Source organism: Paenibacillus sp. RU5M (genome assembly GCF_900221055.1).
GTDB classification, from domain to species: Bacteria; Bacillota; Bacilli; order Paenibacillales; family Paenibacillaceae; genus Paenibacillus; species Paenibacillus marchantiae.
This window is the reverse complement of the sequence record NZ_OBQM01000005.1, coordinates 291,238-314,069: the sequence shown is the minus strand read 5'-3', so window position 1 is coordinate 314,069 and position 22,832 is coordinate 291,238. Positions and strand designations below refer to the sequence as shown.

The window sequence follows — 22,832 nt, the reverse complement described above, 5'->3', positions numbered from 1 at the left end:
ATGTGAAGTGATGTCCTCTTATGAAATGGAATTCATTGTTTGCGAAACACATCTTAATCTTTCTGAACCTTTCAGAAATAGATTGACAATATAGACATATAGACTTAAAATTTAAAACGATCGTTTGATTCAAACAATCGTTTACATCAAATTCGAACTAATGAGTAATGGAGGACATCATTTATGTTGCAGGCTTTACGTATATTGTTGAAAAAACCGCCAGTAATTGTGGGGATCGTGACGGCACTTATGTTCCAAGTGATCTTCAGCGTGATCTGGATGACAGCATATTCCGGAGTGAATGACCGGATGAATGAATTGACGGTTGCCGTTGTCAATGAGGATGGAGAGCAGTCCAAGGGGATCGCAGATCGTATGGCTGAGACGCTTCCTTTTCATACCGTAACGAATCTGAGTGCTGCCGAAGCACTTGACCAGTTAAATCATCGCAAGATTCATATGGTGCTGAATATTCCTGCAGGGTTTAACGAGCTGATTCAGACAGCCGGTTCCACTGCCGAAATCAAGTACACCATTAACGAGGCGAACCCGGTTACGATCAAAAGCATGATGCAAGGTGTATCGCAGAGCGTGACGAACACGATTAACAAGCAAGCAACCGCTCAAGGTGTGCAAGCTGTGTTGACGGCTTCTGGAGCGCCTGCAGATCAGGCAGCTGAAGCTGCTGCCAACCTGACTACCCGCGTGGAAGGTACAACGACTTCTATTAATCCGGTTAACGGCATGAACAACCAGATGGTGCCGATGATGATGGTACTCGCTTCTTATGTGGGAGCCATGATTATGGGTATGAACCTGCAGACAGCGATGGGTATGCTGTCGGCTACTCACTCCCGCTGGACTTTGTTTGGCGCCAGAGTAGTCATTAATCTGGGGTCTGCTCTTGTGGTTTCCCTGCTGGGATCATCACTGATCGTGTCGCTGGGCGGACAGATCGAGCAAGGATTTATCGCATTCTGGTTGTTCCAGGCGTTGTTCCTCTGCACGTTCATGTTCTTCTCCCAGTTCTTCCTGATCTGCTTTGGACCAGCGGGAAGTTTGTTCAACATCATTTCACTGTCGCTGCAACTGGTATCTTCCGGTGCAATGGTGCCACGTGAATTGCTGAACAGCTTCTACAGTGGTATTGGTCAGTATCTGCCTGCCACATATGCCGTTCAAGGTGTTCTGAGCGCTCAACTGGGTGGACCTGGAGTTCAATCCGCGGCTGGCTCAATTACCATTGTATTGCTGGTTGCTGTAGCCCTCTCCCTGGTGGTGACGTTGTTGAAAAAACAACCTATGCCAGCTGGGGCACCAAGCCCGGCTCAAATGAACAGCTAATATTCCAGTCATCATGGTTGTTCTTCATAGGATATGATCAAGCACCCCGGTGATTTTCACCGGGGTGCTTGGTTTAATAGTAGGTTGAGGTGGCTAGCTTTGCAGAACCACAGGCGGCACACCTTGCGCTTTGATGCACAAACTTTCATAATGAAACGATAGAGTAGTCTCGCTGCAGCCCGGTGAGCTGGAGCAAATGAATAGAACGGACAAGAGGAGCGGACGGAATGACGGAACCGGAATTGGATATAAAAACGAGGATTTTGCTTGCAGCCAAGAAGCTTTTTGCACAGCAGGGGTATGACGGGACAAGTGTTCGTCAAATCTGTGATGAGGCGGGTGCGAATGTATCGCTGGTCTCGTATCATTTTGGTGGAAAAGAAAAGGTGTTCGAAGCATTATTTGAGCACTTTTTTCCTGATCATATGATGAACGAGTTGGCTGAAGAGTCCATGTCCTCCCCCGTGGAGGGTATCCGACGAATCATAGGTGAAGTCGTAAAATTCACGATGACCGACCGGGAGATGAGCGATATTGTGCAGCTTGAAATTACGCTGCGTACCCATCGCACAGCTACCGTGTTTCGTTTTTTGGACCCCGTCTGGACCAGAGTGAGAGAACTGCTGCAAGAAGGCAAGGAGCAGGGCGTGTTTCAGATCGAGTCCGTATCTTATGCGATGCTTCAGGTCATGGGTGTGGCTTTGGCGCACAAACGGGCTAAGAATTCGCGGTTTAGCTTTGACTATCAGGATATGAACACAGATGAACTGGCTGAGCAAACCATTGAATTCGTACTACGAGGATTGGGAGTGAATAGCAATGAACGAAACCATTGAATTGATGATGAAGCACCGCTCTGTGCGGAAATTCAAGCCAGACCCGGTAAGTGAGGAGCAGCTGGCAGCAATCGTGGCGGCCGGGCAGATGGCTTCCTCTTCAAGTAGTGTGCAGGCCTATACTATAATTGCTGTTACCGAACAGGAGCAGAAGTCCAAATTGGCTGAATTGGCAGGCAATCAGTCTTACGTCAATGAATGCCCTGTGTTTCTCGTATGGTGTGCTGACCTTTATCGCCTGAGTGATGCTGCCAAGCGTCATTTGCCTGAAAAGGAATCCTATGAGGACTCCACTGAAAACTTTATGGTAGCCACAATTGATGTTGCACTCGCATCGCAAAATGCTGCGCTTGCAGCAGAGTCACTAGGTTTCGGAATTGTATATATTGGCGGGCTGCGCAACCGTATTGAGGAAGTGAGCGAAGTATTGGGCTTGCCTGACGGCGTATATCCAGTATATGGAATGTGCATTGGTGTTGCTGATCAGGATACGGGTATTCGTCCGCGTCTACCGCTGGATACGGTCTTACACCATGGCCGCTATAACGCCGAGCAGACCCTCAAAGGCGTCGAGAGCTATGACGAAACGACTGCTGCATACATGAAGGAGCGCACTCAAGGGGAACGTTCTACACCGTGGTCCGAAATGATGGCGAAACGCCTCACAGAACCGGTACGTCTACAGATGAAGCCATTCCTCGAAGGCAAAGGATTCTTGAAACGTTAAGTGTAAATTCAAAAGAAGTCAGTTCGGCAGATGCCGACTGACTTCTTTTTTTGCATACTATATCTATTTAGTTGAGGAACCAGCACAAGAATGGATGCCAATTCGGAACTAAGGAAGACCGTAGAAGCGTTTCGTATTCTGATAAAAGAGACGCGCAGCCCGCTCCGTTCCCATACCGGTCACTTCACTCCACGCTTGAATGACCTGTCTGGTCATGGCTGGATGTGTCATTCTTCCCTGGAAAGGTCCCTCGAAAGGCCAAGGTCCATCAGTCTCTGCCATAACCTGCTCGGAAGGATACTGGCGAGCTAATTCGCGAATTTCCTCTTCGTATATGATATCAGGTGTAAATGAGACGAAGTATCCGTTGTCAGCCATTCGCTGGACGGTCCGCTTGGAGCCTTTGAACCAGTGAAAATGTGCCCGGCGATGATGATATTGCTCCAGCAGGTCACAGGCGATATCGGCATCCTCATATACAGCGTGCAGTACGATCGGTTTACCGTGCCGTTTCGCTAGCTGGATAAATCGCTCCAACAGATCGATATAGCCGCTCTGATCAAAGTACTGTCCTGCCTGTTCGGCTTCCTGTCGGTTGTAATAAGGCAATCCAACTTCCCCAATCGCTGTGGCTTGTCCCATATGCTTTTCGATCCATTTGATAAATAGATCCTGCTCTGCTAGGGACGGCAGGGGCTGCTCGGGATGGAACCCAAAGGCCGGATATACGGTACGAGGGTATTGGGAAGCTAGTTCTAGGTTACTCTGGGCAGAAGCCAGATTCATGGAAACGGCGATGACAGACTCAACCTGCTGGGATGGGAAGGAATGCAGCATCTCACGTTGTTCTTCAGGTGTATATTTGTCCAGGTGAAGATGTGCATCGATCAAGGGTGCAAAAGCTGTTGATTGCATGGATGGACCCCTCCTTTTTGTCTTTTACCAATGATACGCAGGGTAGTTTGTCTTGGATCACCCATTTTAGGGAAAAAATAACTCAAAAACCCGCACTATTTAGATAGGCGGGTTTTCTGCTGTTCTTCTCTCATCCACTGGGAAATCTGCCGTTTCCGTTCAAGAAAAGCAGATTCCTCCGTAATCGCTTCGCGACGTGGACGGTCAAAGGGAACATCGACCTCGTGAAGTACAGCCGCAGGCCGATTCGATAAAACATAGATACGGTCCGCAAGCAATAATGCTTCCTCGATATTATGCGTAATGAACAGCACCGAGCGGCGGTTCTGTTCCCAGATATCGAGCAGCCAGCGCTGCATGTCGCTACGGGTCAGTGCATCCAGCGCACTAAAAGGCTCGTCTAGCAGCATCAGCTCCTGCGGACTGAGCAGGGCGCGCAGAAAGGCAACCCGCTGCTGCATGCCGCCCGATAACATATGCGGATAGGCTTGTTCGAACCCAGCCAGTCCGACACTGCTCAGCCACTTCCGGGCATCTGCAAGCGCCTCTGATCGGGGTGGTGCATCCGCAGACACTTCACCTGCAAGCAGTACATTGTCCTCAATGCTACGCCATGGGAAGAGGGCAGGCTGCTGCGGCATATAGCTAATCTTGCCGCGTTGTCCGGTGACATCCTGACCATTCATCAGGATTTGGCCCGCCTGAGGTTTCAGCAGACCGCCGATGATGTGAAACAGGGTGCTTTTACCGCAGCCGGAAGGACCAACAATGGCTACGAATTCTCCTTGTTCCACGGTCAGAGAAAGGCCATCCAGAACGGGCAAAGTGCTGCGTCGCTCTCGGAACGAAGCATTCACGTTCAGAACTTCCAACGCGGGTGATGAATGATGTGCAGGTAAGGCAACGGCTCCATGCTCAGGAACTCCATTACTCGTTGGAGTGGTTGCACCTTCATCCGGCGCAGTAGCTACCCGCTCGTTGTGTTCGGGTGTCATCTTGTCATCACTTCCTAACCTTTATATGGTGCATATTTCAAAGTTATCGCTTTTGTGGACGCCAGCGTACGAGCAGCTTCTCCAGTAGCGCAATGAGCAGGAAGAGCAGCAGACTCAATGCCACAATAATCATGATTGCCACGAAAAGACGATCCGTCCGATAGGCTGATTTTTGCAGCATCATATAATAGCCGATGCCCTTATCTGCACCGATCCATTCGGCGATAATCGCACCCATGACGCTGTACGTAGCGGCAATTTTAATCCCCGAGAACACCGAGGGCAATGCATGTGGAAGTTCGAGCTTCCAGAAAATTTGGCCGCGTTTTGCACCAGCCATGCGTATATAGTTCATCATCGCCGCATCGGTGCGGGTCAACCCGTCCATGGCAGCTACAGCCACCGGGAAGAAGCAGACCAGGATGATGGTAATCAGTTTGGGCAGCAGCCCAAATCCGAACCAGATCAGCAAGAGCGGAGCAAGCGCAATGGTCGGTATATTTTGACTAAGAATAAGTAATGGATAGAGTGCAGATTTCAAAAATGGAATCAAATGCAGCACCATCGCAATCAGTAATCCCACGAGCGTACCTGCTGCAAACCCTATTAATGTCAGCTGGATTGTTGCCCATGCATGCATGCCAAGTCGCTCGGCCTGGGAGGCTGCTTCATGGGCGATGTCCGAAGGCGCAGGCAGCATCCATTTCTCAATATGGAACAGGGAGACGGCTCCCTGCCATATCGCTATAAAGAGAATAACCGCCACAAAGGGCGGCCATACGCTTTTCCAATAGGCATGCATTAGCGATATTTCTCCGTCAGGGTGTCCATGCTGAAGCCACTTGGGCTATGGGCGATTTTGATCTGTGAGATGATGCTAGGGCTGCCAGCTTCCACGAGAACTTCGTGCATTTTGCGGACAACCTCCAGCAGTTCCTCCAGTTCTCCCTCCATCGTAGTATCCAGTGGATTAACCTGATATTTCAAGCCAGACTGCTGAATGACTTCAATCGCACGATCAACATAAGGATGGGAATTTTCGCCATTTGGCGTTTTGGGAATGACTTGAATGCTAAGTAGTGTGCTTGCCATGAGAGATCACTTTTCCTTTCGAAATATATAAAATGAACTAATGACTGTTACACTTGCCACTTCGATGACAGAATAACCTTCCAATCGCTGTTATCCCCAGATTTTTTTGATTCCCTTCTCCAAAGGGAAAATCCGGTGATAAAGGCGAACGCTTCGCTTTTTCACGTTATTTCTGTCCTCTTCGTCATCGTGTAAATACTAAGTTCGTTTTATATGGATAATTTTATTGGGGTAAGAACTCGTTTGTATATGCTTTGGATACATCTACCTGATCATCGAGCAGTTTTTTGCTAAACATCCAATCCGTGTAGTTCTGCCATACTTCCTGCTTCTGCTCACCCCAGCGCGGTGCGTCATCCTGATATTTTGGACTCAGCCACTTCTGGCTTGCGAGTACAAGATCCTTATCCAGATCCGGTACGGCCTTGATCAGAATGTTAGCAGCGTCTTCGGGATGTTCAATCGCGTATTGATATCCTTCGGAAGTCGCTTTCAAGAACGCTTTAACCAGCTCGGGATCGTTCTGGATCGTCTTTTCATTGGTAACGAGTACAGGTGTGTAGTAGTCCAGTGCTTCGGAATAATCTTTCACATATAACATGTCGATCGGTTCGCCGCGCAGTTCGGCTTCGATACCCGTCCATGCGTAGAAAATCCAGGCAAAGTCGATATCGCGTTTCACAGCGGTAAAGAAGTCTGCATCGCCCATGCTAATATTTTTTACTTTGGATACATCGGCGCCTTCGCCTTCCATAATGGATTGCATCACAGCTTCTTCCACCGGGGAGCCCCAGCCACCATAGGTTTTACCTTCAAAATCTTTGGGAGATTTGATGTTCCGATCCACCGGAGCGGCAAATCCGGACGTGTTATGCTGAATGACTGCAGCGATGGACACGAGCGGTACGCCCTGTGTGCGGGCCTGGGTTACACTCTCCTGATAACTTACGCCAAAAGGCACTTCGTTCGAAGCCACCATCGTATCCGCGCCTCCGGCACCTGGCTGTACAATCTCGACATTTAAGCCTTCGGCTTTGTAAAAACCTTGATCTACGGCCGCATACAGGCCGGTATGATTCGTATTTGGTGTCCAGTCCAGCACCACTTTAATGTCCTTGAGGGCTGCGTTGGCACCTTCATTGCTGTTTTCGGTGTTGCTGCTGCCATTTTCTCCTGAAGGTGCAGCTTCTTTGCCGCCACATGCGGCCACAGCCACGAGTAGTACGCACGAGAGCATTAGGCCCATCATTTTACGCCATCTCATCTTCATTTCTCTCCTTCATGTTGTCCGGCCAGTGGCGCGGGGTACTCCTTGGCTTCATATCCAAGCTTCTTGCATAAATCGACAGATTTATACCAGCTATGATCCGGATGACGTCACTTTTTTTAGCTCTCTGGCTATATAAAAGAACATTAAAAAAGCGCCCCGTTAATCCGGGACGCGTGCAGGCGTTAGAGATGTGGCACTCAGCAAAGAGGCTGGGCCAATTCGATATACTCCGATTCCTACGCTGGCATGATCCAGATCAGGTCTAAGGGTCAGTATCTTGGTGGGATACACTCTCAGCCGGCCTATTCCGACTCCCCTGGGAAACTATGAAGTTACGGGCATTACTAGGTGTAATTATAGGCCAGAGGCCCACGCATGTCCAGTCAGGAACTGGATAGGGGCACGTATGAATGAATCAAAGAGGCCATTATACATGCGTATAACGACCTCTCTAGATGTGTGATTTTCAACAATTATCGTGGCGAATCATATAAGGAAATCTGACTGAGTGCAAAAGCATCGGATTTCGGGTCATAGCCTACCTGTTTCTGAGTGGTTTCCAGATTCAATCGTTTAAACCGATTATTCGAGATCCCATGCAGTATGGTGAAGGGCTCCAGATCTGTAGTTGTAATTGCTTTGAACATCAAATCACACAAGTCAGCCGGACTAATATACGCGCTCATATCCCTTGCCTCCAGCGCGGGTCCATCCGGTTGGAAATCATCATATGCACCTATACGTATTGCTACACTTTGTAAACCTTCGGTATATGCAAAATAGGAAGCGAGCGATTCACCAAAACATTTGCTAACCCCGTACAAATTCCGTGGGCGTGTCGGCATATCCGGATAGACTTGAGCATCAATGGGATACCCCTCAATCGTCTGTGCACTGCTTGCCAGAATGACTCTTCGTACACCCTGGTCTTTAGCTGCACGGAATACATTAAACGTGCCCTTGATATTGATGTCCAACAACGATTCATAGAATCCGGCATGCGGGGAAGGATCTCCCGCCAGATGTACAACCACATCCATGCCTTCGCAAGCGTGCTGACAGGCTTCGGGATCTGTCACATCAAGTGTCATGATCTCATGGCTTGTCCCTTGATACGTATGCAGTCTGTCGATATTCAAATCCGTTAGTCGCAGGTGAAATGCTTCTGACAAGTGTTGGGACAAGTCACGTCCAATTTTTCCGGCTGCGCCGGTAATTAAAATGTTCATAAATCAGCTCCAATTCTTAGCGCTGGAAGAACTCAATCCATTCCTTCTCGGGTCCATAGATGAAGAAATAACGGTAACCGTTAGGCAGTGTAATCATCTCTCCATCAATAAACTCGGCCTCAGTTGCCTTAATGCGGTTGTACTCAGACTCAAGGTCATCGACATGGATAGCAAAATGATGCACCGTACCTTCGGAAGGCAGCTTGTCGCTGTATCCCTGAATCAACTCAATCTCGGTCTCATCGCTTCCGTTGAAGCCGAGAAAGGCGAGCTGAATGACACCGTTGGTGTGGGTTACCCGATCTTTCAATTCAAGACCAACAATCTCCGTATAGAAACGCAGCGTGGTCTCTAGATCACGAACGGCAATGCCGACGTGGTCAATGCGCTTTTGAAAACTCATAATCCAAATCCTCCTTTATATGCAGTGAATCTTTTCTACCATTTTAAGGGATATCATAGGGCTGTACCACGAGGTTGTCAAATAAGATTTTAAGTTGGAAAAATTATAATTGTTCACAGAATGTTCACTTATGAGGAGGGGTTCGTCATCTCTATAATTACGAAGGTAAACAGAGAGGATGAGAGAATTGCCAACAACGAAGAAAGAACAGATTATTTTTGGAATGATGATGTGCACAGGAATGGTCATCGTCATGATGGCCTTCAATTTATGGCACAATGGGTTATTGAGCAAGATGTCCGCGCTTGAAATACTGCTTCAGTTCATATTGTGCTTTGTCATTGCATTTCTGGTGGAGTCTTTTATTGTCGGACCTGTAGCGAGAAAAATTGCATTTTCCTTACCTTTTGACAAGTCCAACAAAATCCTAGGCGTGCTCGCTATGTCATTTTTCATGGTCATTGGAATGGTTCTGATTATGTCCTTGTACGGAATGATTTCCGCTTATCTTGCGAATCAGTTAAATGGAGCATCCGTACTAAGTACGTATCTTCATACGATTGCTCGTAATTTCAGCCTGGCGCTTCCTTACCAAATTATTATTCTGGGACCACTCGTTCGATATGTATTCGGTAAATTCATTAAGGATAAAGGGAGTGTAGTCCCTACAACCTAAATAACGTTAGTTCCGATTTAGAGCACCTGAAAGTATTTCCTGGGCAATCGTCCACTGCACTAAGATAAAGAAGTAATTGTTCATTTTCAAATCAAAAAAGGCCTCGTAGCATTCACGCTACGAAGCCTATCTTTTTACCAGTTATGATTAATGGAATTTAATTTATCTTCGGTTCGGTAGATATTACGATGCCGAACTCACAGTATGCCTGCGCTGCCATTGATAGGCGATCACGCTGATAATGAGCAGACCAACTGCAAAAATGGCAAGCATCCACGCCGACTGGTTAACTTCCAGATGGTCCAAACTCCAGCCTGTAACCAAAGGTAGAATGGCACCACCAACACCACCTGATGCAATCAGGATGCTGGGCGTTGATTCTTCTGTTCCAGGCAGCATTTTGCTGGCGAAGACGAGGGCAATGGAGAACACGCCCGATAGTGCGAGCCCGAGCAACAGGATGATCAGAAATGCCGACCAGATCTGGTTGGTAAAAGGAAAGATCATCAGCAGTACAACTGCTGCAAGACAACTGTACAGAACGTAGACGCGATATTGGAATTTTTCCGCAATATATCCGGCAAACAGTCGTCCAACAGACATGGCGATCCAGAAGCAGGTAACACTAAGTGCGGCACCTGCTTCCTTCATGTTCATTTTCTCAATCAGAATGGCTGGCATGAAGTTGGCAAGGCTCATTTCGGTGCCGACATAGAGAAAGAAAAATAGAACAAATAAAGACAGAAGAGCCAAATTACGGCCGCGATAGGTTGAACGAGTTGGTTTAATGTCTGCAGGATTCATTCCATTTGGCAATTCAGCAGCGTGAGTGTGTCCAGGAGTCTGGTCTGAGTTACGTCGACTAAGTTCGTTGTCCAGCTCACCGAATGAACTTTTGGCCCAGAAGATAAAAGTCATCGCTGCACAGACGGCAACCACGAGGAACGACATGCGCCAGTACCCGGCAGAAATCAGACCGCTGGCAATGAGCGGCATGACCATGGCGCCGATACCAAATAACACTTCGAGTCGGCTCATGGCAACCGCCGTATTATCTTTAATTGCAGCAATGATGATTGTACCGATGACAGCCTCGATCATGCCGAATCCGAATCCAGCTGCAGGTGCAATGACGAACATCCAGCCCCAAGGAGGCAGCAGCATATAGGATAACTCTGCAATGCAGAGCAGAGCTGTAGCAATTAATATGCCACCTCGTTTACCAAAGCGTTTATTCAACCACGGAGATAAAAGTACACCACCCAGGAACCCGGCAAATTGGGCAAATATCAGTGTGCCTCCCTGACTATAATCCTTGCCATAATGTTCAAGGGCAACGGGCAGGATGGAGCCGAGAACGACGTGGGCAAGTCCGATGAGGAAATAGGACAAGCATCCAATCCAAAGCAATTTTTTCATGAAGAAAAACTCCTTCTTGATATTATGTTATGTAGTAAGTCTGCCATTCAGGAGTATTTCCTAAAAACAAACAATCTCTATCATAACAGGACATGTAAGGGTGTGCACGGATAACTTGCAATGGAGGCTAAAGTTCGTATATACTGAAAAACAACAATTACAGATCGGACCATGCCGTTGAAGAGCATCCAACTCTGAGGCGTTTTCGCCAGGGGAGCGTTATTCCCCAAGTTAACCGGAACCGCCCGTTATCGCGGACCAAGAGGCTGAACCAGAATATTCTGGTTTGGCAAGTTGGGTGGCACCGCGAGCAGAGCGCTCCTCGTCCCAAGGGATGAGGGCGCTCTTTGTATTTTTACAGCCAAAGGAGACGGTGACCATGTTGGAAATGAAGTGGATTCGGGAGCATGCAGAAGAGGTGCAAGCTGCGGCAGTTGGCAAGAGAATGAATATCAATATTCGCGAATTGTTGGAACGGGACGAGGAGCGCAGAGCACTTTTACTGGAAACGGAAGAAGGGCGTAGAGTTCGTAATTCGTTATCTGCAGATATTGGCAGACTGATGCAAGCTGGTGAGCGTGAACAGGCCGAGGGTTTAAGGGAACAGGTGAAACAGCTGAATGGTCAGTTAGAGCAAGTTGAAGCCAAGCTTGCCGTTGTGCAAGAGGAAGTGACAAGGCTGCAATGGTTGGTACCCAATGTTGTATCGCCAGACACGCCAGTGGGTGCATCGGATGAGGATAATGTGGAGCTGAGACGTGTGGGTGAGCTGCCGGTATTCGATTATGAGGCCAAGGATCACGTGGAACTCGGTGAACGGCATGATCTAATCGACATCCCACGTGGGGTGAAAATCGGCGGAACACGAAGCTATGTGCTCAAAGGAGCAGGGCTTCTCCTGCACCGGGCTGTACAGCAACTTGCGCTTGATCTGCTGCTGAAGCATGGATTTACGCCAATGGAAGTTCCTCTGATGGTGAGGGAGAATACACTCTTGAACACGGGGTTCTTCCCCACAGGACGGGATCAGGTCTATGAATTAGTAGGCGAGAACAAGTGGCTGGTGGGAACATCGGAAGTGCCGCTGGTTTCGTATTATGCGGATGAGATTGTGGATGTGCAGGAGCCAATCAAGCTGGCAGCCACATCGACATGTTTCCGCAGTGAGGTTGGCTCAGGCGGGCGGGATGTACGCGGATTGTACCGGGTGCATCAATTTGCCAAAGTGGAGCAAGTCATTATCTGTGCACCGGATGCGGAAGAATCGGAGCGAATGCTGCAGGAAATTACGGGACACGCCGAGGAATTACTGCAATTGCTGGAACTGCCTTATCGTGTTGTGGCTGTGTGTACAGGGGATATGTCGCAGAAAACGTACAAACAGTACGATATTGAAACCTGGATGCCAAGCCGCAATGCGTACGGGGAGACACATTCGTCGTCGAATCTGCATGATTTCCAGGCTCGGCGTTCGAATATTCGTTGTCGCGATGCCCAAGGTAAGCTTGCCTACTGCCATACGTTGAACAATACGGCTGTGGCTTCACCACGCATTCTGATTCCATTGCTGGAGAATCATCAGCAGGCGGATGGGAGCATTCGTATTCCAGCCGCACTTCAGCCTTATATGGGCGGTGCCGAATATTTGATTTTGCCGCACCAGGATGAAGAGGTTTAAAAGGATTACAAGCTGTGTTGAGAAACAAAAGGGAACCCTGTTTTTGGGGTTCTTTTTGTTTTGCCTGTGATTTTGGGACCGGTGAAGGTGGGCAGCGTTTTTATGCTACGGTTACCGCAGTACAGGAATGTGGGAAATGGCCAAACCAGATGGGTATGTCACACAGCTGTAACGTACAGATTGTATAGTAGAATGCAGTTTGGAAAGGAGGCACAGATATGAACCTGCTACTCGCGGATGATGAGCCGTTGATGCTGCAAATATTAAAAGCCTATTTCGTTAAAGAGGGCTTTCAGGTGTTTTTAGCCGAGGATGGGGAAGCAGCCCTGAATCTCTTTTATAATAATCAAATCGATTTGGCGGTTTTGGATTGGATGATGCCAGGACGCAGCGGTGTTGAGGTGTGCCGGGAAATCAAGCGTACGAGTCGTGCGAAGGTACTGCTGCTGACAGCCAAAGGGGAATCGGATGATGAATTTCTTGCCTTGAAGGCCGGAGCGGATGATTATCTGCGCAAGCCGTTTGATTCGCGTATCCTGCTATTGCGTGTAAAGAAGCTGCTGCAACTTTCCTCCAAAATCATTGTGGGAGAACTGACTGTCGATCTGGAAGGCCAGAAGGTTTACCGTCGTGGAGTGGATGTAGGGGCTACCCATAAGGAATTCGAATTAATGAAGGTTCTGGGAATGAATAAGGGGCAGATCGTAACCCGTAAAATATTGCTGGATCAGGTGTGGGGTTTCGATTACTTCGGCGAGGAGCGTACGGTAGACACTCATATCCGCAGACTGCGTGAGAAAATTGGAGAAGATTCAATCAAAACGTACCGGGGAATGGGCTATTGCCTAGAGGATCAAGATGAGTAAACTGACCCGTAAACTGCTCGTGCGCATAATCAGTGCATTGTGTGTTGTCTTCTTCCTATCCTTTATCGTCAATACGTTTTTCCTGCCTAGCTATTTTTTGTATCAGAAAAAGCAGAAGTTGGCCGAGTTAACGACTGAAATCTCTGCTTCAGAACATGGCGATCAGCTATCACGGATTGAGAGTCTTGAAACGCAATACGAGGTCGCTATCGCTTATGCATCGTTGAAGGATAGTGTGAATGATATTAACGATCAATTGTTATTTCAATATAACCGCAAGGGAATTGCCCTTAGTAAATTTTGGCTGACAGAAGAGAGTATCTCTGCGCTGCGTGAGGGTGCCCGGGTTAATAAATTCTATGATCAGACCAAGCTGAAATCAAGCTTTCTCGTGAACTTTGTGAAGGTGGGGGATTCCGTGTTTGCTGTCGGCGAATCCATCTCCCATTCATCGGAGACGATTCGAATCATTAATCAGTTCAATGCGTACATATGGCTCGGTATGCTGCTGTTGCTTATCCTGCTTTCCGTGCTGTATACCGCCCGGATCGTTAAACCGCTCGCAAAGCTAAGCGAAACGGCTGAAGCCATTTCCAATTTATCGTTTACGAAGGTTGATATAAAGACAGGTGATGAGATTGAGTCTTTAGGGCGTAGCATCAATGTGATGAGCGACAAATTACAGCAGGCGCAACATTCTTTGGAGATAAAAAATGCCAATCTGCGAACGTTCATCTCGGATATCTCGCATGAGTTGAAAACACCGCTTTCCCTGATTCGAGTTTATGCCTCTGGTATTCAGGATGGCTTAGATGACGGAACCTATGCTGGAGTAATTCAGCAACAGAGCGAAGAGCTGGCTGGTTTAATTGACCGTCTGTTGGAGTTATCCCGTCTGCAGGCCGAAATATACGATTTTGAACCCGTTGATCTTCGTCAATTGCTCACGGAGACCCTTCATACCTATGAAACCGTATTTCAGCAGCATGGCTTGCATGTGGAAGTGGAGGATCGATGGACTGCCGAGACATGGGTGCTGGCTGATCGACGGAAGCTGGAGTCTGTTCTGCACAATTGGATGACCAACGCGGTGAAATATACAAGCGGTGACCGAATAACCATTACCCTTGAACTGAAAGGGGAAGCGGCACATTTCGGTATCGCCAATGAAACGGATAAGGAAGAGCATGAACAGTGGGATCAGGTCTGGGAGCCTTTCTATGTAATGGATAGTTCGCGCAGCAAAAAGTTTAGCGGGACGGGTCTGGGCTTGTCTATTGCCCGGACGATTCTGGAGAATCACCATGCCGACTATGGCCTTAGTGTAGCCGATGGAGAAGTTATGTTTTATTTTTCTTTACCTTTAATACAACGTTAATGAAGGAGCCGCCATGCAAATGGTGGTTTTTTTGTGTGAGAAGCAACCTGAATTAGAGCCTTTTTCATGTTGGGGAAAGCCAATTGTTCCCCTGTCATACTGATGTAACACAATTGCCTTAGGATAGGCCTATCACCAAATCAGAACTTAATTCATGGAGGGATATCCGATGTTCAATAAAACCTTTTTAATAACGGGAGGCACAGGCTCATGGGGAGAAGAGTTGGTCAAACAATTGCTCGTGCAGGAGCCGAAAGAGGTTCGTATTTTCTCACGAAATGAATCGCTTCAGGCTCAAATGAGACAAACCATCTCTGACCCGAGAGTGAAGTTTGTACTGGGGGATATCAGAGACCGATGGGAGCTGGCAGGTGCCTGTAAGGATGTAGATTATGTCTTTCATCTTGCGGCGCTTAAACATGTTCCGGTCTGTGAGGACCAACCGGATTGTGCGGTCAAAACCAATATAACCGGAACGCAGAACGTCATTGATGCTGCAATCGAGAATGGTGTGCGGAAGGTGGTATATGTCTCTACGGACAAAGCAGCGAATCCTTCCAGCATGTACGGGATGACCAAAGCCATCGGGGAAAAATTGATCTTATTAGCTGACAGTCGTTCCGCTACAAGCTTTGCTTGTGTACGAAGCGGGAATGTTCTTGGATCCACAGGCAGCGTAGTACCGTTATTCAAACGCCAGCTTGAGTTGAAGCAGCCACTCAGCGTTACCGATTCCAGAATGACACGTTTTTTTCTTCCCCTTGGAGACGCCGTGGAAATTCTCCTGTCGGCCATGGAGCAATGCGAGGGCGGCGAGATTATTGTGCCTCGAATGCCATCCTGCAAAATAACGGATATCGCACAGGTTTTGGCAGAGGATGCTGGGCAAAAGCATGTTCCGATACATTTCATCGGTGCCCGTCCGGGAGAACGGCTTTATGAAACGCTGATTTCAGATTGGGAAAACGTTAAGGAAGTGGAAGAGGAGAAGTCGTACTTTGTTGTCACCGCCTCATCTTCAACCAAATTAACGGATAAAGAGGGTTGTGAGACATCTGTTCTTCCTGGCAGAGGATATCATTCGGAAGATGTCATCATGACCAAGGCAGAGGTTCGCGACATGCTGTGGAGAGGGGGATTTCTGTGTTCAAGCGGAGGATCATATTTACAGGAGGCGGCTCCGCCGGTCATGTAACAGCTAACCTCATTCTGATCTCCAGATTGCTTCAGGAGCAATGGGAAATTCATTATATCGGTTCCAAGCATGGCATCGAGCGCCAATTAATCGGCAAAATCCCGGCTGTTCATTATCATGCGGTTGCAACAGGCAAGCTGAGAAGATATTGGGCGTGGGCGAATATTTCCGATGTGTTCAAAATTATACTTGGAGTGCTGCAGGCTTATCTGCTCATTTTACGAATTAAACCACATGTATGCTTTTCGTTAGGGGGATTCGTGGCTGTTCCTGCTGTAGTGGGTGCCGGGTGGAATCGGGTTCCGGTGCTGATTCTGGAGCCGGATCTTCATCCGGGACTGGCCAACAGGCTGTCACGGCGATACGCCCAAATGATGTGTACTACGTTTATGGATACAGCGACATTCGCTTCCTCTAAGGCGTCAGACAAGACGATGTACGTGGGACCTGTAATTCGGGAGGAGTTGAAGCTTGGCAGCCGAGCACGGGGGATTCATTTTTGCCGATTTGTCTCCGACAGACCTATTCTGTTAATTATGGGTGGCAGTCAGGGTTCGGAAAAGCTTAATCAAATGGTACTTGAAACACTGCCAGAGCTGCTCAAGCGGTATCAAATCATTCATATATGTGGTACAGGTAAATTGAACTCATCCTTCCCACATTTTGCAGGCTACAAGGCATTTGAATACGTGCATGAAGAACTTGCGGATCTAATGGCTATGGCGGATATAGTTGTGTCACGTGCTGGCTCCAATGCGATACATGAGTGGCTGTTGCTCCGCAAGCCAATGCTCCTGATTCCCCATGCCAACGGCGGATCTCTTGTTGGACAGACGCTGAACGCGAAGTATTTTCAGGAGCGAGGTTATGCAAGAGTTCTCCAGGAAGAAGAGCTGTCTTCTCAGACATTCCTGCGAGATATTGACCTTGTATATAAGGAGAGAGATCATATGGTGGGCCATATGAAGGCGAGTGGAACGGACAACGCCGTTGACAAGGTTCTGCAGCTTATTCATACAACGGTTTCTTCGGTAGAAAGAGCTGAACATGAGTAAAAGATTTCCCGAACTGCTGCTGGTCATGTTCTTTTTGCTCATCGTATCTATCCTGATTATTCTCAAAACGTTTATTGTATTAAACTATATAAGTAGAACTAAAGATTTTACACTGAACACTCCGATGACAGAATAACCTTCCAATCGCTGTTATCCCCAGATTTTTAAAATTTCCTTTTCTCAAGGGGAAGATCCGGTGATAAAGGCGAACGCTTCGCTTTTCCAGGTTTTTTCTGTCCTCTCCGTTTCTGTGTAAATGAATAGTTTAATTTATATAGGGTTGCAACCTGTTACAATCCCGTTCTTCTTCTAAATAAAGAGGCATTCTTCAGTCACTTCCTAATGACTTGCAGAATGCCTCTACTTATTTGGGATATTCACTTTTATGTAATGAGTTTCCGATATAATATAATAGAAGTAAAATATTGGATTACAGGAGATGAAGATTGCAATGAATGGAATGAAATTAGCAATACGAGGCAGCTTGGCCTTTATTTTAGTATTGGTATTACTGGCTCCTTCGTTTGCCCTAGCAGCCACGGGTGACGTGACATCTATCGAGATTACCAACAGTAGTCCGCAACAGATGAGTGTATCCCAGACAACTACGCTTCAGGTAATGGCGGTTATTGAAGGGTTTGATAATAAGCAGGATGTTACTGGAGGCGTCACATGGTCCACGAGTAACGAAGCTGTTGCCACCATTATTAAAGGCAAAGTGAAGGCTGTGGCAGCGGGAGAAGCGACGATATACGCACAGGTAGATGGCGCCAAAGCGCAATTGCTTGTTAAGGTTCAGGATAAAATTAAAAGCATCAAAGCTTCGCCAAGTTCCTATAATTTTGTCAAAGGTAGTGAAAGTGCGCTGCCCAAAGTAAGCATTGTGCGTGCAAACGGCAAGGAAGAAGACGTCACATCCGAGATTGTATGGACGGTGTCGAGTGCCTCAGCGGTGCTGGAGAGTGGTAAAATCAAAGGAATCACGCCTGGCAGAGTGCTGTTACAAGGCAAATATGGCTCAGAGACGGTTAAAGTTCCCGTAGCGATCACGGACGAGATTACCAAAGTCGAAGTAACTCCTGCTGTCATGCAGCTGAATATTAAGAAATCGAAAGCGTTGAAGGTAATCGGTACATATGCCAATGGGAAAACGATTAATCTTTCGAAACAGGTAACGTGGACCTCTTCCAACAATAATGTAGCCATCGTCAAGAATGGTACAGTCAAAACACTGACGGAAGGACAAGCCACCTTGACAGGAACTTATCAAAATCAGACAATAAAGGCAGAGGTTACCGTTGTTCCTTTGCTCAAAAAACTGATTACAGGCCAGAAAACACTCATTTTATCGCCACAGGCAAGTACAACACTGAGTGTGATGGCGCAGTATGATACAGGCAAAACCACGATTGTAACGAGCAGTGCCGTATGGAGCAGCACCAAACCAAGTGTAGCCACAGTAACGGGCGGCAAGATTGTGGCCGTGGGTAAAGGCAAAACATCCATCACTGCCAAGTGGGGCAATAAAAAAGTTACTATACCGGTAACGGTAAAATAAAGTTTCAACAAATGAAGCATATCAAATGAAATAAATTCATCATCGTGAACAGAAACAGATGGGGCGTAGACATACGCCCCTTTTAAGTATAAAAAATTGGATGTGATGAAAACTGAATTCTTCAGTTGAGGACGGGAAGAAACGATCCCATACGAAGTACCTGGAACAATACCGATTGAAATTCAGTCCTGCAAAGGAGGGAGCATCTGAATGACAGATCATCTGCAACCGGAAAATTGGCCTGCATGGGCGACAGAATCGGTAGAGATTGTTGAAGCCAACCCTATGTGGGGCCTACAGGCTCAGGAAGAGATTCGTCAGCTCAGAGAACTATTACAGCAGCTCAATATTCATAAATTTGAACATATCGGAAGCACGTCCATCCCGGGATTGCCCGCCAAGCCCATTATTGATTTGATGGGAGAGGTGCAGTCATGGGAGGACATGGACATGATTGCAGATCAGCTGAATCCGGTAGGCTGGAACTACGTTCCGCCTGAACTGGATGGTCGGGAGTATAGACGTTTCTGGGTCAGAGTGAAGGATGGTAAAAGGGCTGTACATCTTCATCTGATGCGCCCAGGAGAGGAACGTTGGGATCGCCAAATCCAGTTTCGGGATGTGCTGAGACAACGCCCAGATCTGGTAGAGGTTTACGCAGCCTTGAAAGCTAAACTTGCTGATGAGAATAAGGATGACAGAGAAGCGTATACCGCTGCCAAAACGGATTTTATTTTACAAGTGCTTGATGAAGGCATTTGATCGATGATGAAGGCATTTTTCAAAGAGAGGCTGATTTATTTCATCGCAGTGATCATAACCATGGCGGCAGGGTTGGCATCCAGACACTATGGTGAACTTTTACCGGATTTTGTGCATGAGCATTTCGGTGATGCCTTGTGGGCAGCGATGATCTATTTTGGGGTAAGCATGATTTGGATTAATCGCAGCAAAGAGTTGGCGCTGATCGTGAGCCTGATTTTTAGCTGGGCCGTTGAATGTTCGCAAATGATTCAAACCCCTTGGCTGAACGAAGTGCGTTCAACGGTGCTGGGTGCGCTTATTTTGGGACGTGGATTTCTGGTGATGGATCTGCTGAGGTATGCTGTTGGCATTCTGTGTGTGTATGGGATTGATCGTTATTTCCTGAGAAATAAGAAGGCTTGATAATGGGGAGGGACTTAAGTGAATGTAGAGAAGCTTTTTACGGAATCACCCGAATTTGAGACAGATCGGTTGGTACTGAGACGTCTTACGCTCAACGACCTCGATGATTATTTTATGTTTGCCTCCGATCCGAAAGTGAGTCAGCAAAGTTTGTGGAACTGTCATGAGACGTTGGATGACTCCGTTCAATATATTCAAAGAGTGTTAGATAATTATGAGAAGAAAACGGTCTATATATGGGCCTTTATTCTGAAGGAAACGGGGAAGCTGATCGGGCGAGGTGGCATTTTTCATCTGAATGAATCCATGCAAAGTGCTGAACTGGGGTACGCGATTGCCAGCAGTTGTTGGGGCAAAGGCCTCGCAGCAGAAGTGATGCAGCCGATTGTTGAATATTGTTTTCAGGAATTGGACTGCAATCGGCTGGAGGGGACATGCAATGCAGGCAACATCGGCTCTGCACGAGTGATGGAGAAGATGGGCATGTCGTATGAAGGTTTGCTGCGTAAACAGTTGAAGATCAAAGGTGTGTTTACAGATCAAAAATTGTACTCCCGTATCCGGGATGATCTATAATACTTCCAATGACGTACAGGATACATAGAAGAAATTGAAGGAGGCGGAACAATGATCTACAGTATTATTTCCCAAGCGGTATGGGAGCAGGTATCCAAGCAGAGCGTGTATGCACCGGATAGCCTGGAGACGGACGGTTTCATTCATTGTTCCACTAAAGAACAGATTCCATGGGTAGCGGCTCAATTTTATCAAGGACGTACGGATTTGTTATTGATTGGTATTGATGAGAGGGCCTTGAAGCCGGAACTGGTGTATGAGGACCTGTATGAGTTGAATGAACTATTTCCACATATTTATGGTGAACTTAATTTGGATGCTGTACGGAAAGTCATTTCCTTTGAACCAAATGAGGACGGGACGTTTTCTTTTCCTGAATAAAGACATTTTGCGAAGGGTTGTGAACGTGTGGATATGAATCAGGTATTTCTGGATACAGCCGAGAAGCAATTTTTGTATTACAAACAGCTTGGTGAAAAGGCCATGGAGCAACTGGAATCTGAGCAACTATTTCAATCCTGGAATGAAGATGCCAACAGTATTGCAGTTATTGTGAAGCATCTATGGGGCAATATGCTGTCCCGTTGGACGGATGTACTGACAACCGATGGAGAAAAGCCATGGCGTGAACGTGATGCGGAATTTGTGAATGATATTTCGACTCGGGAAGAGCTGCTCGCCAAATGGGAGGAAGGCTGGAACTGTCTACTTGGAGCCATTCGTTCGTTTACACCGGAGCAACTGTCTCATATTATATATATTCGCAATGAAGGACATACCGTCATGGAAGCAATTATCCGGCAATTGGCGCATTACCCCTATCATGTGGGGCAGATTATCTATGCAGCCAAAATGCTCAAAGAAACCGCATGGAACAGTCTTTCCATTCCGAGAAACGGTACTAGTCAATATAATGGCGGCAAATTTGCCAAGCCGAAGGCACGAAAGCATTTTACAGATGATGAATTGCGCATAGAAAAAGGTAAAGGTGAGGAACAGCAATGACACAGATCGCATTAATTCGCCATGGAAGCACGGCGTGGAATAAGGAAAAACGTTCGCAGGGACAGACGGATAATCCGCTGGATCAGGAAGGCAGAGAACAGGCACTATTGCTTGCTGCAAGACTGAGTGAGGAAACGTGGGATGCCATCTATGCAAGTGATCTGGAGCGTGCAAGTGAGACGGCTCGCATCATTGGCGACCGTTTGGGAATACAGGAGATTCACTTGGATCCGAGGTTGCGTGAAATGGGCGGTGGGCAGGTGGAGGGTACGACCGAAGCTGAACGAGTTGCCCAATGGGGAGCGGATTGGAGTGATCTCGATTTGGGCCGGGAGCTTGCGAATGCAGGTACGATTCGGGGCAGTGCCGCGATAGAAGATATTGTACGTCAGCATCCCAATGGAAGAGTGATCGTTGTCAGCCATGGCGCTATTCTCCGTAATACACTGCGAGGTCTGGTGCCTGAACTTGATGTGAGTGCAAAGCTGTCCAACACGTCGATCACCCGAATTTCTTGGGAAACGGAGTCTTGGCAATGTGAGCTATACAATTGCAGTGTACATTTGGACTCCTCCAAGGAGTTGTGATAGATGGATGCTCTGGCATTAAAACAGAAATTGCGGCAGATTCAGTCGGCTAACCTATCCGCCCATGAAGTGGAACATCCTTACGAATTGGCTCTGCATATGATGCAGCATATTGGCAGTCCAGACCCGGTTCTGCGGGATGAATTGATCTATGTTACGTTTGCGACCTGGATTGGACAGGGTGTATTTTCGGAAGAACAGCTCATTCAGCTGTTACAGATGGCGCTGGATGATCAGCATCTTTTTCATGGTATTGGAGAACAAGGCACGGACAGTGTGTTTACCCGAACCTTCTCTGTGCTGCTCCTGCCTCCAATTCTGAGTGTAGATCGTCAGCGGCCTTTTCTGAAAAAGGAAGATATAGAGGTTATTCATCATCGGTTGACCACGTATCTGGAGCGTGAAAAAGATGTTCGTGGCTATACCGATGATAAGGGCTGGGCGCACGCCCCGGCACACGCGGCAGATGCGGTTGAAGATCTTGCACAGTCGCCTTATATGGAGCGGGCCGCCTTGCGGGAGCTTTTGCATGCGCTCACTGTGAAAATTACCGAATCAAGTGTAGTCTATATCCATGATGAGGATCAACGGATTGCTCATGCAGTGGTCACCATCCTTGGTCGCAATCTGCTGGAGCAAAACGATATTTCGTCTTGGATCGATTCACTGAATCCAAACGATAAGAAGGAGGGGAAATCGCTTCTGGAGATCAGCCAGATGAGCTTGAATGTGCGCGTTTTTCTGCAGACGCTCTATCTTGCCATACGGACAGAAGAAGCAGAGCCCTTTCCCGCTGTTCGTTCACTTATTTTGCAGGCTTTGGAGAAAAAATGATCAAGGGACTATAAACTTGTGGAGAAG

General features: G+C 47.4%; 26 protein-coding genes and 1 riboswitch. Of the genes, 18 read left to right on the top strand and 8 right to left on the bottom strand.

The annotated features are described in order from the left end of the window. The first annotated feature begins 183 nt into the window (after positions 1 to 183). From CRO25_RS17500 to nfsA, 3 genes are all read left to right on the top strand, one after another. Complete coding sequence (locus tag CRO25_RS17500) at positions 184 to 1,344, top strand: YhgE/Pip domain-containing protein (RefSeq protein ID WP_072734951.1); 1,161 nt, start codon at positions 184 to 186, stop codon at positions 1,342 to 1,344. Between the two features lie 227 nt (positions 1,345 to 1,571). Next, a complete protein-coding gene (locus CRO25_RS17495) occupies positions 1,572 to 2,180 on the top strand; it encodes a TetR family transcriptional regulator (RefSeq protein ID WP_063566247.1) in 609 nt (202 codons plus the stop codon). Then, positions 2,164 to 2,907 (top strand): oxygen-insensitive NADPH nitroreductase, encoded by a 744-nt coding sequence (nfsA, locus tag CRO25_RS17490; protein ID WP_079695854.1) that lies wholly within the window; start codon positions 2,164 to 2,166, stop codon positions 2,905 to 2,907. The genes CRO25_RS17495 and nfsA overlap by 17 nt, the downstream gene beginning before the upstream one ends. 108 nt (positions 2,908 to 3,015) lie before the next feature. On the opposite strand, the gene CRO25_RS17485 is transcribed toward nfsA, so the two are convergent. The 7 genes from CRO25_RS17485 to CRO25_RS17455 form a co-directional block, all read right to left on the bottom strand. Then, positions 3,016 to 3,822: a TatD family hydrolase gene (locus tag CRO25_RS17485; RefSeq protein ID WP_079695853.1), complete on the bottom strand. Its 807-nt coding sequence runs from the start codon at positions 3,820 to 3,822 to the stop codon at positions 3,016 to 3,018. A 95-nt stretch (positions 3,823 to 3,917) separates the two neighbouring features. Continuing rightward, positions 3,918 to 4,817, bottom strand: a complete 900-nt coding sequence (locus CRO25_RS17480) for an ABC transporter ATP-binding protein (RefSeq protein ID WP_079695852.1) — start codon at positions 4,815 to 4,817, stop codon at positions 3,918 to 3,920. Between the two features lie 43 nt (positions 4,818 to 4,860). Continuing rightward, positions 4,861 to 5,619, bottom strand: coding sequence for an ABC transporter permease (locus tag CRO25_RS17475; RefSeq protein WP_079695851.1), 759 nt, complete (start codon positions 5,617 to 5,619; stop codon positions 4,861 to 4,863). Next, positions 5,619 to 5,909, bottom strand: a complete 291-nt coding sequence (locus tag CRO25_RS17470) for an MTH1187 family thiamine-binding protein (protein ID WP_079695850.1) — start codon at positions 5,907 to 5,909, stop codon at positions 5,619 to 5,621. Before CRO25_RS17470 ends, CRO25_RS17475 begins: the two co-directional genes overlap by 1 nt. Before the next feature lie 223 nt (positions 5,910 to 6,132). Continuing rightward, positions 6,133 to 7,173, bottom strand: a complete 1,041-nt coding sequence (locus CRO25_RS17465; RefSeq protein WP_079695849.1) for an ABC transporter substrate-binding protein — start codon at positions 7,171 to 7,173, stop codon at positions 6,133 to 6,135. A gap of 221 nt (positions 7,174 to 7,394) precedes the next feature. Continuing rightward, positions 7,395 to 7,507: riboswitch (TPP riboswitch) on the bottom strand. Positions 7,508 to 7,652: 145 nt separating this feature from the next. Next, on the bottom strand, positions 7,653 to 8,408 hold the full coding sequence (locus CRO25_RS17460; RefSeq protein WP_072734946.1) for an NAD(P)-dependent oxidoreductase: 756 nt from the start codon (positions 8,406 to 8,408) through the stop codon (positions 7,653 to 7,655). A 16-nt stretch (positions 8,409 to 8,424) separates the two neighbouring features. Continuing rightward, complete coding sequence (locus tag CRO25_RS17455) at positions 8,425 to 8,811, bottom strand: VOC family protein (protein WP_064642680.1); 387 nt, start codon at positions 8,809 to 8,811, stop codon at positions 8,425 to 8,427. Between the two features lie 187 nt (positions 8,812 to 8,998). Here CRO25_RS17455 and CRO25_RS17450 point away from each other — a divergent pair, with 187 nt between their 5' ends. After that, positions 8,999 to 9,487, top strand: a complete 489-nt coding sequence (locus tag CRO25_RS17450) for a hypothetical protein (protein ID WP_063566240.1) — start codon at positions 8,999 to 9,001, stop codon at positions 9,485 to 9,487. A gap of 183 nt (positions 9,488 to 9,670) precedes the next feature. Here the strand turns inward: CRO25_RS17450 and CRO25_RS17445 are convergent, their stop codons facing one another. Then, on the bottom strand, positions 9,671 to 10,906 hold the full coding sequence (locus CRO25_RS17445; protein ID WP_079695848.1) for a sugar MFS transporter: 1,236 nt from the start codon (positions 10,904 to 10,906) through the stop codon (positions 9,671 to 9,673). Positions 10,907 to 11,285: 379 nt separating this feature from the next. On the opposite strand from CRO25_RS17445, the gene serS reads away from it, so the two are divergent. The 14 genes from serS to CRO25_RS17380 all read left to right on the top strand — a co-directional run bounded on the left by serS (position 11,286) and on the right by CRO25_RS17380 (position 22,805). Then, positions 11,286 to 12,584 (top strand): serine--tRNA ligase, encoded by a 1,299-nt coding sequence (gene serS, locus CRO25_RS17440; protein ID WP_063566238.1) that lies wholly within the window; start codon positions 11,286 to 11,288, stop codon positions 12,582 to 12,584. 218 nt (positions 12,585 to 12,802) lie between these two features. Continuing rightward, a complete protein-coding gene (locus CRO25_RS17435) occupies positions 12,803 to 13,450 on the top strand; it encodes a response regulator transcription factor (protein WP_063566237.1) in 648 nt (215 codons plus the stop codon). Then, entirely contained in the window at positions 13,443 to 14,828 is a 1,386-nt protein-coding gene (locus tag CRO25_RS17430; RefSeq protein ID WP_079695847.1) for a cell wall metabolism sensor histidine kinase WalK, read from the top strand. Before CRO25_RS17435 ends, CRO25_RS17430 begins: the two co-directional genes overlap by 8 nt. A 169-nt stretch (positions 14,829 to 14,997) precedes the next feature. Further along, positions 14,998 to 16,023, top strand: coding sequence for a polysaccharide biosynthesis protein (locus CRO25_RS17425; RefSeq protein ID WP_063566235.1), 1,026 nt, complete (start codon positions 14,998 to 15,000; stop codon positions 16,021 to 16,023). Continuing rightward, positions 15,972 to 17,078: an undecaprenyldiphospho-muramoylpentapeptide beta-N-acetylglucosaminyltransferase gene (locus CRO25_RS17420; protein ID WP_079695846.1), complete on the top strand. Its 1,107-nt coding sequence runs from the start codon at positions 15,972 to 15,974 to the stop codon at positions 17,076 to 17,078. Before CRO25_RS17425 ends, CRO25_RS17420 begins: the two co-directional genes overlap by 52 nt. Then, positions 17,071 to 17,214 carry a hypothetical protein gene (locus CRO25_RS33430; protein ID WP_179132204.1) on the top strand — a complete coding sequence of 48 codons (144 nt, stop codon included), beginning with the start codon at positions 17,071 to 17,073 and terminating at the stop codon, positions 17,212 to 17,214. Before CRO25_RS17420 ends, CRO25_RS33430 begins: the two co-directional genes overlap by 8 nt. 324 nt (positions 17,215 to 17,538) lie before the next feature. Beyond that, positions 17,539 to 18,636, top strand: coding sequence for an Ig-like domain-containing protein (locus CRO25_RS17415; protein WP_256863669.1), 1,098 nt, complete (start codon positions 17,539 to 17,541; stop codon positions 18,634 to 18,636). Between the two features lie 210 nt (positions 18,637 to 18,846). Then, positions 18,847 to 19,398, top strand: a complete 552-nt coding sequence (locus tag CRO25_RS17410; RefSeq protein WP_079695844.1) for a GrpB family protein — start codon at positions 18,847 to 18,849, stop codon at positions 19,396 to 19,398. A 3-nt stretch (positions 19,399 to 19,401) separates the two neighbouring features. Next, positions 19,402 to 19,803 carry a DUF2809 domain-containing protein gene (locus tag CRO25_RS17405; protein ID WP_079695843.1) on the top strand — a complete coding sequence of 134 codons (402 nt, stop codon included), beginning with the start codon at positions 19,402 to 19,404 and terminating at the stop codon, positions 19,801 to 19,803. A gap of 18 nt (positions 19,804 to 19,821) precedes the next feature. Further along, entirely contained in the window at positions 19,822 to 20,379 is a 558-nt protein-coding gene (locus tag CRO25_RS17400; RefSeq protein ID WP_079695842.1) for a GNAT family N-acetyltransferase, read from the top strand. Between the two features lie 51 nt (positions 20,380 to 20,430). Then, positions 20,431 to 20,760: a DUF952 domain-containing protein gene (locus CRO25_RS17395; RefSeq protein WP_063566229.1), complete on the top strand. Its 330-nt coding sequence runs from the start codon at positions 20,431 to 20,433 to the stop codon at positions 20,758 to 20,760. A gap of 33 nt (positions 20,761 to 20,793) precedes the next feature. Beyond that, positions 20,794 to 21,384 (top strand): DUF1572 family protein, encoded by a 591-nt coding sequence (locus CRO25_RS17390; RefSeq protein ID WP_079695919.1) that lies wholly within the window; start codon positions 20,794 to 20,796, stop codon positions 21,382 to 21,384. After that, positions 21,381 to 21,971: a histidine phosphatase family protein gene (locus tag CRO25_RS17385; protein WP_079695841.1), complete on the top strand. Its 591-nt coding sequence runs from the start codon at positions 21,381 to 21,383 to the stop codon at positions 21,969 to 21,971. The genes CRO25_RS17390 and CRO25_RS17385 overlap by 4 nt, the downstream gene beginning before the upstream one ends. A gap of 3 nt (positions 21,972 to 21,974) precedes the next feature. After that, positions 21,975 to 22,805: a DUF2785 domain-containing protein gene (locus CRO25_RS17380; protein WP_079695840.1), complete on the top strand. Its 831-nt coding sequence runs from the start codon at positions 21,975 to 21,977 to the stop codon at positions 22,803 to 22,805. Positions 22,806 to 22,832 lie beyond the last annotated feature (27 nt).

Excerpts from the sequence above, each read along its gene's own strand:
- CRO25_RS17460 (WP_072734946.1), bottom strand. The coding sequence starts at position 8,408 with ATGAACATTTTAATTACCGGCGCAGCCGGAAAAATTGGACGTGACTTG.
- CRO25_RS17390 (WP_079695919.1), top strand. The coding sequence starts at position 20,794 with ATGAATCAGGTATTTCTGGATACAGCCGAGAAGCAATTTTTGTATTAC.
- CRO25_RS33430 (WP_179132204.1), top strand. The coding sequence starts at position 17,071 with ATGAGTAAAAGATTTCCCGAACTGCTGCTGGTCATGTTCTTTTTGCTC.
- CRO25_RS17385 (WP_079695841.1), top strand. The coding sequence starts at position 21,381 with ATGACACAGATCGCATTAATTCGCCATGGAAGCACGGCGTGGAATAAG.
- CRO25_RS17475 (WP_079695851.1), bottom strand. The coding sequence starts at position 5,619 with ATGCATGCCTATTGGAAAAGCGTATGGCCGCCCTTTGTGGCGGTTATT.
- CRO25_RS17455 (WP_064642680.1), bottom strand. The coding sequence starts at position 8,811 with ATGAGTTTTCAAAAGCGCATTGACCACGTCGGCATTGCCGTTCGTGAT.
- CRO25_RS17435 (WP_063566237.1), top strand. The coding sequence starts at position 12,803 with ATGAACCTGCTACTCGCGGATGATGAGCCGTTGATGCTGCAAATATTA.
- CRO25_RS17445 (WP_079695848.1), bottom strand. The coding sequence starts at position 10,906 with ATGAAAAAATTGCTTTGGATTGGATGCTTGTCCTATTTCCTCATCGGA.
- CRO25_RS17495 (WP_063566247.1), top strand. The coding sequence starts at position 1,572 with ATGACGGAACCGGAATTGGATATAAAAACGAGGATTTTGCTTGCAGCC.
- CRO25_RS17480 (WP_079695852.1), bottom strand. The coding sequence starts at position 4,817 with ATGACACCCGAACACAACGAGCGGGTAGCTACTGCGCCGGATGAAGGT.
- CRO25_RS17415 (WP_256863669.1), top strand. The coding sequence starts at position 17,539 with ATGAAATTAGCAATACGAGGCAGCTTGGCCTTTATTTTAGTATTGGTA.
- CRO25_RS17410 (WP_079695844.1), top strand. The coding sequence starts at position 18,847 with ATGACAGATCATCTGCAACCGGAAAATTGGCCTGCATGGGCGACAGAA.
- CRO25_RS17500 (WP_072734951.1), top strand. The coding sequence starts at position 184 with ATGTTGCAGGCTTTACGTATATTGTTGAAAAAACCGCCAGTAATTGTG.
- CRO25_RS17395 (WP_063566229.1), top strand. The coding sequence starts at position 20,431 with ATGATCTACAGTATTATTTCCCAAGCGGTATGGGAGCAGGTATCCAAG.
- CRO25_RS17405 (WP_079695843.1), top strand. The coding sequence starts at position 19,402 with ATGATGAAGGCATTTTTCAAAGAGAGGCTGATTTATTTCATCGCAGTG.
- CRO25_RS17425 (WP_063566235.1), top strand. The coding sequence starts at position 14,998 with ATGTTCAATAAAACCTTTTTAATAACGGGAGGCACAGGCTCATGGGGA.
- CRO25_RS17485 (WP_079695853.1), bottom strand. The coding sequence starts at position 3,822 with ATGCAATCAACAGCTTTTGCACCCTTGATCGATGCACATCTTCACCTG.
- CRO25_RS17470 (WP_079695850.1), bottom strand. The coding sequence starts at position 5,909 with ATGGCAAGCACACTACTTAGCATTCAAGTCATTCCCAAAACGCCAAAT.
- CRO25_RS17430 (WP_079695847.1), top strand. The coding sequence starts at position 13,443 with ATGAGTAAACTGACCCGTAAACTGCTCGTGCGCATAATCAGTGCATTG.
- nfsA (WP_079695854.1), top strand. The coding sequence starts at position 2,164 with ATGAACGAAACCATTGAATTGATGATGAAGCACCGCTCTGTGCGGAAA.
- serS (WP_063566238.1), top strand. The coding sequence starts at position 11,286 with ATGTTGGAAATGAAGTGGATTCGGGAGCATGCAGAAGAGGTGCAAGCT.
- CRO25_RS17465 (WP_079695849.1), bottom strand. The coding sequence starts at position 7,173 with ATGAGATGGCGTAAAATGATGGGCCTAATGCTCTCGTGCGTACTACTC.
- CRO25_RS17380 (WP_079695840.1), top strand. The coding sequence starts at position 21,975 with ATGGATGCTCTGGCATTAAAACAGAAATTGCGGCAGATTCAGTCGGCT.